The following is a 13,566-nucleotide window of genomic DNA, read 5'->3' as shown; positions in this document are numbered from 1 at the left end:
GCGTGTGAAGTGTGGTAACTCCACCTTACCGATGAGCCCGGTGGCCACCGAGTTCGAAATCGCATGGGGTTGGGCATGCCCAACCCCATGCGATCACCTCAATCTACACCGGAAATTACACCACGAGCGCGGACGCTAACTATCGATACGATCACCCTCTACTGCGACCGCGGTCGGGGCTATTTCGGGATGATGCTTTATCGAGCCCCACCAATGCATTCGCTGACACTGAGCCTTGTATTCAACGGGGGCATCGTGAACCTGCCCATGCGCTCGGTGGATGTGGCGCGAAAGATGTGGGTCAGCGATCTGGCGCCGGCCTCGCCTGTTCTTCGCATGCTGACGACTCAGAAAGACGTAGCATATCTGCGTATCAATCAGGCAAGCGAAGGCGAGGTGACGGTGGCCGGCGCTTCGCAGGCGGGTCGACGCGCTCTCTCTGGATGCATTCGGTTCTAGGCTTGGCGGTTCTAAGCTGGGCCAATTCGCTCCGCTTCATCGATACGCCGGACCGCCGCGGTATCTTGGTGATCGACCTGGAAGGACTCAAGGCTGGCGCTGGCGAAGAGTGACACCCACGCCCTGCGATCTCAACGGATCACGACGACCTCGACTTTCGCCTCGCTTGTAATTGCGCGCCATTTTCTGTCGGCGGTCCAGGCCGGCGCACCGTCGCGGATGGCGAGCGCCAGGCAAAAGCGGTCGCCGATCGATAGGAGCGGATCTGCCGGCACGGCGCTGAGGCGGCCGGCGAGGCGGGCAAGGCCTGGGTCGACGTCGACGATGGTCATCGGCAAGGGTGCGAGCATGGCGTCGACTTCGCGTTCGGGCATCCCGGCCTTGACGAAATGGCTGGCCACTTCGGCATAATTGATCGCGCTGATCCGGGCCGATGCGATCCTGGCCGCGACCTTTGCGCCGCCGGGCTCGGCGTTGAGCATTGCTAAAAGCGCCGAGGCGTCGATGACGATATCGCTCATTCGCCGCTCTCCGCCGGGCGGCGCGCCAAGAAGGCATCGACCGAGAGATCGGAAGCACCTTCTGCAAAGCGTTTGGCCAAAGCCTGTGAACGCGCCACGGCCTGCGCCGCAGTGCGCAAGATGATCCCCTCGTCGGTTTCTTCGACGAACACTGTGCCGCCGTCGGACAGGCCCATCCGCTTCCTGAGGTCAGCTGGAAGGCTCATGCGGCCATTTGGGGTGATATTGACCTGAGTGGGCAATTCATGTCCTTTCAACATATATGTGGCTCGCAGAGACGAGTATGCCAAATCGTAGGAATGATGTCACTAAAGCCGCCCCATGGCTATCCTCGTCCGAAAAATGCGTATGTCCGATAAATATGATTCTCGGACGTAAGTGGGGGGACTGAAATTTTCTCCATATAGCGTTATAATCGGCGAATTGATAATAGCTACGAACTTGCCGTTTAGTGCGCCTTGGGAGATAGCCGCCATGTCCATCCATAGTGTCAAAATGACGTCCGATGGCCGGATACAGATTCCGGCCCAGATCCGGCGCGAAATGGGGCTTACGGGCGGCGACACACTCAATCTCGAACTGCAGGATGGCCAGCTTTCGGTGCGGCGCCCCTCCAAGACGCTGGAGCGTATCCGCGCCAAACTCTCGCCCTATCTCGAACCCGATGCCGACCTGCAGGGCGCGCTGAAGGCGATGCGGGTGGAGGATGCGCAGCGTGGCTGACAAGGTTCTGGATAGTTCGACATTGATCGCGTTCATCCTGGGGGAACCGCATGGCGTCGACGAGGATGACATATTAGCCGACGCGTCGATCAGCAGCGTCAATCTGTCCGAAGTGATCGCGACCCTCGTGCTCAAGGGGACGCCAGAAGAGCTTGCGATCGAGACGGCCGGGGATTTTGGCCTCAAAGTGCTCCCGTTCGATGCCAAGGCGGCGGCGATCGCCGGCACACTCATTGCAAAGGCGCAACCACTCAATATCGGCTTTGGCGATTGCGCCTGCATCGCGACAGGCATGGCGCGAGGCGCGACCATCTATACGGCCGACCGCGACTGGCTGAAACTCGGTAGCGACGCAGACATCAGGCTGATCCGATAGCGATGGCGCGCGACCTCCTCCCTCTCTCGGCCGATCTTCCGGCGGACCTGCTGGCGGAGATCGAGGGCGCACGGGATACGCTGGCAGCGTCCAAGGCGGGCTCGACTCACAAGGCCTATGCGTCCGACTGGGTGCGCTTCTGCGCATTCTGCGATGCGCGCAACGTCGAGGCACTGCCGGCGCATCCTGACATCGTTGCCCTGTTCGCCCATGTCGAGGCCGAGGCGGGAATCGCGCCGGTGACGATCGGCCGGCGGGTTGCCGCCATCAACCATCATCACAAGGAGGCGGGCTTCCCCTCTCCAACCGCGCGAGACGCCGCCGGCGTGATCGCCACCATGCTCGCTGGCGTCCGCCGCAAATATGCGCGGCGCAAGGAGCAGAAGGCGCCGGCCGAGGCGGATGTGCTCAAAGCCATGCTCGCGACGATCGAGGGGATGGGGCTCCGCGCGCTGCGCGACCGGGCGATCCTGGCTGTCGGCATGGCCGGGGCTTTTCGGCGGTCGGAGCTCGCAGCGATGCAGCTCCCGGATCTCGCATTCGCGCAATCGGGCCTGCGTATTACCATCCCGCAGTCCAAGCGCGATCAGGAGCAGGTCGGCCAGGTGATCGCGATTCCGGAAGGACGGATCATCCGGCCCGTCAATCTGCTGAAGCACTGGCTCCATGCAGCGGGGCTGAGCGGCCTGGATCCGGCTACCGGCAAGCCTCGGCAGGGAGCGGTGTTTCGACGGCTGACCCGCTCCGATGCGCTCACCGACAATCCAATCACTGACAAGACGGTCGCAAGACTGGTAAAGACCGCTGCGGCAGCGGCGGGTCTCGACCCTTCGCTATATTCCGGGCATTCGCTGCGGGCTGGCTTTCTGACAGAGGCAGCGTCGAAGCGCGCGAACCTGTTCAAGATGAAGGACCATTCGCGGCACAAGTCGCTCGACACGGTCGCGGACTATGTCCGCAGCGCATCGATGTTCGAGGATCATGCGGGCGAGAAATTCCTTTGATATCGAAACAGCTTAACATGCCGCAAAAGCTTGCCTAAAAATCAGGCAGAAGATCCCGTATAGCAAGATGGCCCGGCGAACGGATCACCGGGCCACCGAATTTCAGCCGGACGCGGGGTCACGTCTTGTTGACGACGTCCTTCACGGCGCCTTTTGCCGCACCCTTGGCCTTCTGCAGATCGCCCTTGGCTTCCTGGGCGTCGCCTTCAGCCTTGATATCGGGCCGGTCGAGTGCTTCGCCCGCGGCGCGCTTCGCCTTGCCGATGGCCTCGTTGGTATGGCCTTTGATCTTGTCCGTCATCTCACCCATGGCATGTCTCCAGAATAGTTGATGCTTGGAGGAAGAACGCAGCAAGACGGATAAAGGCTGCGCCCATATACGACGAACCGTTCGGCCGAATGATAGGGCCGAAGTTCTCAGCGCCAATGTGTTGCGCCAAAGTCCCATGATTGCGGTTATTGCATGCGCCCCCCGCCAGCGCGGAAACTCGATCCCAATGTGCGAGTTTCGAGGCGATGGCATCAGAAGCAAGCGCGCGTCATCGGCGATGGATCATCAGGGGAATTGCTGCGACGGTCTTGCTCGGTTGCTTTGCGCTGATTGGTCTTGCGGCATTTCCCTTCGGCCTGTTCAAGGACGCAATCGCTGGCCGGATCGGCTCGGCGCTGGGCACACAGGTCTCGATCGGCTCAATCGAGCGGCGGGAATGGCTGTCCTTCACCCCGACCATCGTGTTGCGGGACATTGCCGTCAAGCAGCCCGCATGGGCCGGCAAAGGCGACATGGTGCACGCCAGGACCATCGAAGCGAGGCTGCCAATCCTGCCGCTTCTCGTCGGGCGAGGCCCGCAGCCTGAGGGCTTCGTCGCGCATGGGCTGACCGTCGCGCTCGTACGCGACGCGAAGGGACGCGCAAACTGGCAAGGCCAGGACAAAGCGGACGATGCCAGGGATGATGCGGGGACGGGCCTTGAACGGCTCACCATTCCAGATGGCCGGATCACCGTGCGCGATGACAAGCGCTCTCTCAATCTTGCGGGCAGCTTTGTGTCGGACGCTCGCGGGTTGCGGGTCGACGCCGCCGGAAAATTCCATGAGGCGCCAGCCCGGATGACGTTGCGTGGAGGCCGGATTGCCGATTTGCCCCCCGAGGCGCCCTATCCCTTGCGCCTTGAACTGCGATCACCGCTCCTCAATCTCGCGGCCAGCGGGCAGAGCCGCGGCGCGCTCAATCTGAAGGCGATGACGCTCGACATTCATGCGACTGCGCCGAACCTCAAATATCTCGACGATGTTATCGAGGCAGGCCTTTTTGGGACACGCGCGATCGATCTGAAGGCCCGCGTTCGTCATACCGGGCGCGACTGGCATATCGAGCGCATGACAGGTTCGATCGGGCGGTCCAAGCTCGTCGCCAAGGCCGATGTGCTCAAGCGCGAAGGACGAACCAAGATCGATGCCGACATACATTTCAGTGCTTTCGATTTCGATGATCTGTCTGATGCCGAGGGCAAGGCGCGTGCGGCCACGATCGAAGCCAGGATCGGGCCGCGCGTCCTGCCCGGCACGCGCATCAATCTTGCAAAAGTCGGACCGACCGATGGGGTCATTCGGTTCCGGGCCGACCGTCTGCTGCTCGAGGGGTCGGCTTTCCGGTCGCTGAGCGGCGTGATCCGTCTCGACGGCAAGCTGCTCACGCTCGATGACGTCGTTGCTGGTATGTCGAGCGGCCGAATGTCGGGCAAAGTTTCGATCGACCAGCGCGGCGGTGCCGCCTATCCGATCCTGGCGCTGGACCTTGCGTTTCAGGACGGGCGCCTCGAAACGCTGATGGGATCACGCGATGCGACAGGCCCGCTGCGCGGACGCGTCGTGCTCAAGGGTGCGGGGGACACCATTCGTGAGGCGCTGGCCCGCGCAGACGGGCGCGCAGGGCTGCTCGTTCGCGGCGGGACGGTGAAACGCACCTTTGCCGCCGTGCTCGGGCAGGATCTGGGCAAAGCGATCGGAGCGGTGCTGCGCGACAAGGAAGCCGAGGTGCCGCTGCGCTGTCTGGCTATCGGCTTCGCCGCGCGAGACGGGGTTTTGACGCCCTCTCCTTTCCTCGTCGAGACGGGCATTTCGGTGGGCCAGGGTCAGGGCCGCCTTTCGCTTGCCGACGAGCGTATCGCGCTTTCGATCAAGGGACGGTCGCGTGACCCAAGCCCGCTCAGGCTCGCCGATCCGATCCAGGTGGGCGGGACCTTTTCCGCGCCGTCGCTCAGCGCTGCGGGCAAGCCACCCGGCAGCAAGGTCGGCGCTGGTTCTGTGCTTTCCGCGCTCGGCAAGTCGGTCGGTCGCGCGCTCGGGCTCGGCAAGGACAGGGCGCCCGCCGATGCCGCCATCCCTGCAGCCCTCGATTGCGACCGGCTCGGCCGACAGATCCTCTGATCGTTCATGAGCTGCGGCGGGGATGTGGAATTCCGCGCATAGCCGGGCGGCCACGGCCCTGCGCAGCCCCCTTGATCCGGATCCTGCTCTGTCGCTACGCCGTTCGAATAGCCTCTGTCATCGAAAAGAATCAGCATGATTTCGACTGCTCGCGCGACTGCCTCAAGAACTCGTCTGGACAGCTGGTCGCTGGTCGGCCTGCTCCTTGGCCTTGCCTTCTTCATTACCAGCGGCGCGATTGCCTATCGTAATGTCGCGACGCTGCGCGAGAATGATCAGGCAATTCGGCACACGCACGGGGTCCTGATCGCGCTCAATGACCTATTGTCTTCGGTCCAGGATGCCGAGACCGGGCAGCGCGGCTATCTTCTTACGGGAAGCGAACCGTACCTCGAGCCTTATACCGACGCCCGGCGCACAATGGCTGGCCAGCTTCGGATGGTGGCGGCCCTCACGAAGGATAATCCGGTCCAGCAGGAGAGCTTCGGGTCGCTCAAGCGGCACGTCGATGCAAAGCTCAGCGAATTGGAAGCGAGCATCGCGCTGCGCCGCGACCAGGGCTTCGATGCCGCCCTGGCCCTGGTCAGGAGCGATCGCGGCAAGACCGAAATGGACGCCATACGCAACCAGCTCGAGACGATGGCGCGCGAGGAATTGCGCCAGCGCCAGCTGCGTATCGAGGAAATGGCCAGCGCTTCCCGGGCGGCTGTGACCAGCGGTCTCGTGACGGCCGCGCTCGGCGCCGCGCTCACCATCGCCATATTCGTTCTGCTACGCCGCAACAGCCGCGCAAGGGCGCGGCAGGAATGGTTGCAGAGCGGACTGGTGGGCCTTTCCGAGTCCATGCGCGGCGAGAAATCGCTCGAAGAGCTCGGCCAGGCCATTCTTGCCTATCTGACACGCTATCTGGGATTCCAGGGCGGTGCTCTGTTCAAAGGCGACGCAGGGCATTTTCACAGGATCGCCACCATAGGCGTCCCGCCGGACGCAGACATACCGCTCGCCTTCAGCGCCGGCGAAGGGCTGCTTGGACAGGTCGCGGCGGATGGTCAGCCGATCATTCTCAGCGACGTCCCGGACCGCTATCTCACCATCGGATCGGCATTCGGCCGCGACCGCCCTCGCCATCTTGTGATCGTTCCCGCCCGAACAGACGAGAGCGTCAATGCCGTGCTGGAACTCGGCTTCTTCGAACCGGTCGGCCAATCCGCGCTCGATCTGCTCGGCGAAGCGTCGACCGCGATTGGCATCGCGCTGCGTTCCGCCCGTTTTCGCATGCGCCTGGAAGAAGCGCTCGACGAAACCCAGCGTCAGGCGAGTGAGCTGCAGGCGCAGAGTGAAGAGCTGCGCGTTTCGAACGAGGAGCTCGAGGAGCAAGGCCGGGCCCTCAAGGAATCCCAGGTGCGACTGGAGCAACAGCAGGTCGAACTGGAGCAGACCAACAGCCAGCTCGAGGAACAGGCGCAAACGCTTGAAAATCAGCGCGACGAGTTGGAGCGCGCCGGTGCGAGCCTGGCGGTCAAGGCGCGGGAACTGGAACAAGCCAGCCAGTACAAGTCCGATTTCCTCGCCAATATGAGCCACGAGCTGCGCACCCCGCTCAATTCGCTGCTGATCCTGTCCAAGCTGCTGGGCGACAATCCGGACGGAAACCTTTCGGACGATCAGGTCAAATTTGCCCGCACGATCGAATCCTCCGGCAATGATCTGCTCACCTTGATCAATGATATTCTCGATCTGTCGAAGATCGAGGCGGGGCATGTCCAGATCCAGCCGGAAACGGTGTCTGTCCAGCGTCTGATCGGGGATATCCGCCATCTCTTCCAGCCGGTCGCCGACGACCGGGCGCTGGCGCTGGAGATCGAACTTGCCGAGGGAAGTCCGGTTGCGATCGAGACTGACCGTATGCGCGTCGAGCAGATCCTGAAAAACCTGCTGTCCAACGCCTTCAAGTTCACCGAAAAGGGATCGGTTCGTCTCGAGATCGCGCCTGCGGGCGAAGAGGGTCTATCCCTCGCTGTCACCGATACCGGGATCGGTATTTCTCCCGACCAGCAGCGCAGTATTTTCGAGGCGTTCCAGCAGGCGGACGGCACGATCAGCCGCAAGTTCGGCGGAACGGGCCTGGGTCTGTCCATTTCCCGCGAACTGGCGCGCCTCCTTGGCGGCGCAATCAGTCTCCAGAGCGAACCGGGACAGGGAAGCACGTTCACGCTGGTTATCCCGCGCGCCTATGACCCTTCGCGTGTTGCGCCCCGCGAAACGGCCAGGCCTATGCCCGCTGCATCCGTTTCCAGCGCGCCGGCCGTGCCAGCTCGTCCTGCCTCGATCGCACCGGGCTGGTCGGTGGAGGATGACCGCGGCGCGATCGCCGACGGTCGCCGGCTCCTGCTGGTAATCGAGGACGATACGGTGTTTGCCTCGATCGTGCGCGATCTCTCGCGGGAACTGGATTTTCAGTGCATCGTCGCGGGCACGGCCGAGGAGGCCGTGAGCCTTGCGCAGCAGTTCCGGCCGAGCGCCATTGTCCTTGACCTTGGCCTTCCCGATCAGTCGGGTCTGACGGTGCTCGACCGATTGAAGCATGATGACGAGACACGGCACATCCCCATCCATGTCATATCGGCGGCGGACCATAGCCAGACGGCGCTGTCGCTGGGCGCTGCGGGTTATCTGCTGAAGCCGGTCAAGCGCGAGCAGCTCGCCGAGGTCCTGACCGGACTGCAGGAGAAGCTCGCGGCCCGCATGCGCCGCGTGCTCATCGTCGAAGACGATCCGGTGCAGCGCGATGCGGTCGCCCAGCTTCTCAAATCCAACGCCGTCGAGATCGTGGGCGTGGGAACGGCGGCGGAATGCCTCCAGGCGCTGCGAGAGCAAACCTATGATTGCATGGTCCTCGATCTTACCCTTCCCGATGCATCCGGCTTCGAGCTTCTCGAGACGCTGAGCCGGGAAGGCGATCACGGATTTCCGCCAGTCATCGTCTATACGGGCCACGATCTTTCGCCGGACGATGAGCAGCGGCTGCGACGCTATTCGAACTCGATCATCATAAAGGGCGCGAAATCACCCGAGCGGTTACTCGACGAGGTGTCGCTCTTCCTCCACCAGGTCGTGTCGGAGCTGCCACCCGAACAGCGCCGGATGATCCAGAAGGCCCGCCACCGCGACGCAGCGCTCGAAGGCCGGCGGATTCTCATTGTCGAGGACGATGTCCGCAACGTCTATTCGCTGACCAGCATCCTCGAACCACGCGGGGCGGTCGTGCAGATCGCGCGCAACGGACGTGAAGCGCTCGACGCGCTTGCGGCGTCGCTCGACGACCCGGCACGGACCATCGACCTCGTTCTGATGGATGTCATGATGCCCGTCATGGACGGATTGACCGCGACTGGTGAAATCCGCCGGGATCCTCGCTGGGCGAAGCTGCCTGTCGTGATGCTGACGGCCAAGGCGATGCCCGATGATCAGCAGCGTTGTCTCGAGGCCGGTGCGAACGACTATATGGCCAAGCCGATCGATGTCGACAAACTTCTCTCGCTCGTGCGCGTTTGGATGCCGCGCTGAAGGAGCCGTTATGCAGGGATCTGTCGAAGACATCGAGATCGACCTCCTTCTGGAGGCGATCTACCAGTTCTACCATTATGACTTCCGTCATTATGCGCGCGCCTCGATCAAGCGCCGTCTCCTGCAGGCGCGTGACAGGATGGGCTTTTCGAGCTTTTCCGCGATGCAGGAAAAACTCCTGCATGATCCCGCGATGTTACCGGGTCTGCTCAACTATCTGACCGTCCAGGTCAGCGAAATGTTTCGCGATCCGTCCTATTTCCGCGCGCTGCGGGAAAAGGTGGTGCCGCATCTGAAGACATATCCCTCGCTCAAGCTCTGGGTTGCCGGTTGCAGCAATGGCGAGGAGCTTTATTCGCTCGCCATTCTGCTTCGCGAGGAAGGTCTCGACCGGCGCGCGATGATCTATGCGACCGACATCAACCCGGACGCGCTGCAAGCGGCCGAAGCGGGTGTCTATCCGCTCGACCAGATCCGGAAATTCACCGAGAACCACCAGAAGTCGGGCGCCCGCTCGTCACTGTCCGATTATTATACCGCCGATTATGGCCGTGCCGTATTCGACAAGCGGCTGCGCGAGCGGGTGGTATTCTCGGACCATAGCCTGGTGACCGATGCGGTCTTCGCCGAGATGCACCTGATCTCGTGTCGCAACGTGCTCATTTATTTTGATCGCGAGCTTCAGGACCGCGCTATCGGTCTGTTCCACGAGTCGCTGGCGCGGAAGGGGTTTCTGGGGCTCGGATCGAAGGAGAGTCTGCGCTTCTCAGGCCAGGCAGCCGGGTTTTCCGATTTTGTGCGGGAGGAGAAAATCTATCAGCGGCGGGATCTGTCATGACTGAACGCCCTCAGGCCGTCGTTATCGGCGCATCCGCTGGCGCGGTGCAGGCCCTGCTGAAGGTTCTGCCTGCGCTCCCGGCCACCTACCCTATTCCCATTCTCGTCGTGGTCCATGTGCCATCCGACCGGGACAATGCGCTGGTGGGCTTGTTTGCCGACAAATGCCTTCTGAAAGTCAAGGAGGCCGAGGAGAAGGAGCCAGCGCTCGGCGGCACCATCTACTTTGCGCCATCGGACTATCATCTTCTGGTCGAGCAGGACGGAACGCTCTCGCTCTCTTCTGACGAGCCGGTTCATCACAGCCGCCCGGCGATCGACGTCCTTTTTCAGTCTGCGGCCGATGCCTGGGGAGAAGCCCTTGCAGGCATCATCCTGACCGGCGCCAATCACGACGGTGCTGCGGGCCTTCGCGCGATCGTCGAGGCGGGCGGAGCAGCGATTGTCGAAGACCCGGCCAGCGCGGAAATGCCGGCCATGCCTCTGGCGGCATTGGCAAGCTGTCCGGGGGCTAAGAGGCTCGGCCTCGAATCCATCCATTCCTATCTCCTTGAGCTGGTGGAAAAATGACGAGCACGAGCGATCCCATAAACTTTCTGCTGGTCGATGATCTGGAGGAAAATCTCCTGGCGCTGGAGGCGCTGCTCAAGCGTGACGGGCTGGCATTTCTCAAGGCCCGTTCGGGCGAGGAAGCCCTCGAGCTGCTGCTGACCCATGATATCGCGCTGGCGCTGCTCGACGTCCAGATGCCGGGAATGGATGGCTTCGAACTTGCCGGGTTCATGCGCGGCAATGAGCGCACGCGTCATATTCCGATTATTTTCCTCACCGCGGGCAGCGCGGATCTGCAGCGCCGGTTCAGGGGGTATGACGCAGGCGCGGTGGATTTCATTCAGAAGCCCATCGAAGCGGACATTCTGCGCTCCAAGACCAATGTCTTCTACGAGCTCTATCGGCAGCGCAGCGAAATCGTCGCGCAGCGCGACGCGCTGGCGAGCATGGCCGACGCGCTGCAGGCCGCTGACCGGCGCAAGAATGAGTTCCTGGCCATACTTGGTCATGAGCTGCGCAATCCGATCGCGGCGATCGGCGCCGGCCTGCATCTTCTCGAACGCCGCGCGGGGACCGGGGTGGAAGGCGAGATCCGGGAGGGAATGAACCGGCATATCCGCCACGTTTCCCGGCTCGTGGACGACCTGCTCGATATAGCCCGGATCGATCAGGGCAAGATCTCCCTCAAGCTGGAGAGGATCTCGCTACAGGATGTGCTGGCCTTTGCTATCGAGGCGAGCCAGCCCCTTATCGAAAGCGGCGGCCACAGGCTCGTGCGCGACCTCCCTGATGCGACCATCTGGCTCGAGGCGGATTTCAGCCGGCTTGCCCAGATCGCGAGCAATCTTCTCAATAATGCCGCCAAATATACGCCGCCGGGCGGCGAGATCAGGTTGACCGCGCGCCGGAAGGGGCCATGGGCGGAAGTCGAAGTCGCGGACAACGGTATCGGTATTCCGCCTGAAATGCAGGAGAAGATCTTCGACCTCTTCGCGCAGGTCAGCAGACCGGGGAGCGATCGTCTGGATGGCCTCGGTATTGGCCTTGCACTGGTGAAGCAACTGGTTGGCCTGCACGGCGGGACACTTCACCTCGAGCGTAGCGAAATGGGCAAGGGAAGCGTGTTTCTCGTTCGCCTGCCTTGCGAGCCATGAGGGCGATCGGCCTTGGTTGACGGGTTGATCGCCCCCGATGACGCCGTCGGCGCTTTTCCGGAGAAGACGTCCGGTGCACGAGGCAAGTCGTGACCATGGCGGCAGCCCTTGCAATACTGCATGCGGCGCTGTTTCTCGCCTTTCTCGTTCATGCGCTGCTGCGCGACGACCTTAATTCGACCTCGCGCATAGCCTGGGTCCTCGCCCTGCTGCTTCTCCCGATTGCAGGGCCGATCTTTTACTATCTCTATGGTCAGATCCGTTTTGGAGGAAAGGAGGGTGCCGCCCACCGCGCCGCGGAAGCCGCGACACGGGACATTGTGCTTTCGAGTGGCGATGGCAGCGGTATCGGTGAGCTGGGAGCAGCTGCACAATTTGCGCGGGCCATAAACGGCTTCGGAGTGACACGGGGCAATCGCGCCGAGCTTCTCGATAGTCCGGACGCGCAGCGTGCTCGCCTGATCGCCGACATCGATCAAGCCCGCGCTTTCGTCCATGTCTTCTATTATATCTGGCTCGACGATGAGACCGGGCGGAGCGTTGCGGATGCGCTGATCCGTGCGGCCCGGCGCGGGGTCAAGGTGCGGGCTGGCGTCGATCAGATCGGATCGCATGCATTCTTGAAGTCGCGCACCTGGAAATCTCTTGGGGACGCCGGCATCGATCTCATGGTCGCGCTGCCGATCGGTAATCCGATCGCCATGATCTTCGCGCGGCGCCCGGACCTGCGTAACCACCGCAAGATCAGCGTGATCGATGGTCGCATCTGCCATTGCGGAAGCCAGAATTGCGCCGATGCCGCCTTTTCACCCAAGCCGCTTTATGCGCCCTGGGAAGACGTCATGGTTCGGCTCGACGGGCCCGTTGCCCGGCAGATGGATCTTCTGTTCGCCCAGTGCTGGTTCGAGTGCCACCCTCTCGATCTCAGGCCGTGGGACTATGAGACGCCCCCGTTCGATGGGGGCATGCCCGCCCAGGTCGTCGGCACCGGCCCCACGACGGGCAAGGGTGTCACCGCTCAGCTCATATCACGGATCGTGGGCGAAGCACGCAAGCAGATCCTGCTGACGACACCCTATTTCGTCCCCGGCGACGTTGTGGCCGAGGCGATCGCGGGCGCGGCGCGCGCAGGCGTGGATGTCACGCTCGTCGTGCCCGCCAGGAACGATTCCGGGTTCGTGGGTCCGGCAAGCCGGGCATATTATGGTCCGTTGCTCAGAGCCGGTGTGAAGATCATGGAGTTCAGGGGCGGTCTTCTCCATGCCAAGATCATCACCGTCGATGAAGACCTGGTATTCTTCGGATCGACCAATCTTGATTTCCGTAGCTTCGATTTGAATTTCGAGAACGACATTCTTTTGCGCGATCCGCAATTCGCCGCAGCCATGCAGGCGCGGCAGCGCGATTACTGTCTGAGCGCAGAGCAGGTCACAGCCGCCGATGTGAGGGCCTGGCCGGCCTATCGCCGGATCTGGTGCAATGCTCTGGCGACAATCGGGCCGCTGATCTGAACGGAACGCGCCAACTTTGATTCTGCGCAAAGCCAGCCTCGAAATCGAGGTCAACACTGGTGATAGACTTTCCGCACGGCGCGGGGAGAGCAGAACGGGAGAAGGCGAACATGGCAACGGCTCATGCCCAGGCTCTGGATACCAAGCATGCCGAAATCGAACGGCGGATCGCAGCGGAGATGCGGCGGCCCCTGCCCGATCTCACGATGATCCAGAAATTGAAGAAGGCAAAGCTGCGTCTCAAGGACGCGCTCTCGAGATCCTGATCTGATCTGCTGTGCCGGGGTGGCTGGGGGCGTTTGCGGGAGGGGGCGGAATCCTACGCCAAGCTCGCCCAGATAGCCGGCGCGAGATCTTACTTGTTGCTGCCTTCTACGGTCGCGCCAGAAAGGCGACGGCTCAGTTCTATCCGGCGATGGCTACGCATTTTGA

Annotated in this window: 14 protein-coding genes; 11 read left to right on the top strand and 3 right to left on the bottom strand. The window is 62.3% G+C overall.

Annotated elements, in window-relative coordinates; all coding sequences use genetic code 11:
• Positions 1 to 75 precede the first annotated feature (75 nt).
• Entirely contained in the window at positions 76 to 459 is a 384-nt protein-coding gene (locus AC13EK_RS05175; protein WP_483022067.1) for a hypothetical protein, read from the top strand.
• Between the two features lie 131 nt (positions 460 to 590).
• Here the strand turns inward: AC13EK_RS05175 and AC13EK_RS05170 are convergent, their stop codons facing one another.
• The gene (locus AC13EK_RS05170; RefSeq protein WP_127691659.1) at positions 591 to 980 is read right to left on the bottom strand and encodes a type II toxin-antitoxin system VapC family toxin; all 390 of its coding nucleotides are present in this window, start codon (positions 978 to 980) and stop codon (positions 591 to 593) included.
• Positions 977 to 1,222 (bottom strand): AbrB/MazE/SpoVT family DNA-binding domain-containing protein, encoded by a 246-nt coding sequence (locus AC13EK_RS05165; RefSeq protein WP_277788659.1) that lies wholly within the window; start codon positions 1,220 to 1,222, stop codon positions 977 to 979. Before AC13EK_RS05165 ends, AC13EK_RS05170 begins: the two co-directional genes overlap by 4 nt.
• Before the next feature lie 232 nt (positions 1,223 to 1,454).
• Between AC13EK_RS05165 and AC13EK_RS05160 the strand changes: the two genes are divergently transcribed.
• Genes AC13EK_RS05160 through AC13EK_RS05150 form a run of 3 tightly spaced genes read left to right on the top strand, consistent with a single transcriptional unit; the run spans position 1,455 to position 3,083 of the window.
• A complete protein-coding gene (locus AC13EK_RS05160) occupies positions 1,455 to 1,703 on the top strand; it encodes an AbrB/MazE/SpoVT family DNA-binding domain-containing protein (RefSeq protein WP_063976403.1) in 249 nt (82 codons plus the stop codon).
• Positions 1,687 to 2,079, top strand: coding sequence for a type II toxin-antitoxin system VapC family toxin (locus AC13EK_RS05155; RefSeq protein ID WP_063976404.1), 393 nt, complete (start codon positions 1,687 to 1,689; stop codon positions 2,077 to 2,079). The genes AC13EK_RS05160 and AC13EK_RS05155 overlap by 17 nt, the downstream gene beginning before the upstream one ends.
• A 2-nt stretch (positions 2,080 to 2,081) precedes the next feature.
• On the top strand, positions 2,082 to 3,083 hold the full coding sequence (locus AC13EK_RS05150) for a site-specific integrase (protein WP_063976405.1): 1,002 nt from the start codon (positions 2,082 to 2,084) through the stop codon (positions 3,081 to 3,083).
• A gap of 118 nt (positions 3,084 to 3,201) precedes the next feature.
• Here the strand turns inward: AC13EK_RS05150 and AC13EK_RS05145 are convergent, their stop codons facing one another.
• Positions 3,202 to 3,384, bottom strand: coding sequence for a CsbD family protein (locus tag AC13EK_RS05145; RefSeq protein WP_327197069.1), 183 nt, complete (start codon positions 3,382 to 3,384; stop codon positions 3,202 to 3,204).
• Positions 3,385 to 3,599: 215 nt separating this feature from the next.
• Here AC13EK_RS05145 and AC13EK_RS05140 point away from each other — a divergent pair, with 215 nt between their 5' ends.
• The 7 genes from AC13EK_RS05140 to AC13EK_RS05110 all read left to right on the top strand — a co-directional run bounded on the left by AC13EK_RS05140 (position 3,600) and on the right by AC13EK_RS05110 (position 13,400).
• On the top strand, positions 3,600 to 5,513 hold the full coding sequence (locus AC13EK_RS05140; RefSeq protein ID WP_081260987.1) for an AsmA family protein: 1,914 nt from the start codon (positions 3,600 to 3,602) through the stop codon (positions 5,511 to 5,513).
• A 135-nt stretch (positions 5,514 to 5,648) separates the two neighbouring features.
• Positions 5,649 to 9,080 carry a response regulator gene (locus AC13EK_RS05135; protein WP_063976407.1) on the top strand — a complete coding sequence of 1,144 codons (3,432 nt, stop codon included), beginning with the start codon at positions 5,649 to 5,651 and terminating at the stop codon, positions 9,078 to 9,080.
• A gap of 10 nt (positions 9,081 to 9,090) precedes the next feature.
• Entirely contained in the window at positions 9,091 to 9,918 is an 828-nt protein-coding gene (locus tag AC13EK_RS05130) for a CheR family methyltransferase (RefSeq protein WP_063976408.1), read from the top strand.
• A complete protein-coding gene (locus tag AC13EK_RS05125; RefSeq protein ID WP_063976409.1) occupies positions 9,915 to 10,487 on the top strand; it encodes a chemotaxis protein CheB in 573 nt (190 codons plus the stop codon). The genes AC13EK_RS05130 and AC13EK_RS05125 overlap by 4 nt, the downstream gene beginning before the upstream one ends.
• Complete coding sequence (locus AC13EK_RS05120; RefSeq protein WP_063976410.1) at positions 10,484 to 11,623, top strand: hybrid sensor histidine kinase/response regulator; 1,140 nt, start codon at positions 10,484 to 10,486, stop codon at positions 11,621 to 11,623. Before AC13EK_RS05125 ends, AC13EK_RS05120 begins: the two co-directional genes overlap by 4 nt.
• Positions 11,624 to 11,718: 95 nt before the next feature.
• Positions 11,719 to 13,134, top strand: coding sequence for a phospholipase D-like domain-containing protein (locus tag AC13EK_RS05115; protein WP_063976411.1), 1,416 nt, complete (start codon positions 11,719 to 11,721; stop codon positions 13,132 to 13,134).
• Positions 13,135 to 13,193: 59 nt separating this feature from the next.
• On the top strand, positions 13,194 to 13,400 hold the full coding sequence (locus AC13EK_RS05110) for a DUF465 domain-containing protein (RefSeq protein ID WP_483022066.1): 207 nt from the start codon (positions 13,194 to 13,196) through the stop codon (positions 13,398 to 13,400).
• Positions 13,401 to 13,566: the final 166 nt, after the last annotated feature.

Source organism: Sphingobium sp. L-44 (assembly GCF_056859495.1).
The sequence above is the reverse complement of the archived record's forward strand: the minus strand, read 5'-3'. Positions and strand labels throughout refer to the sequence as shown.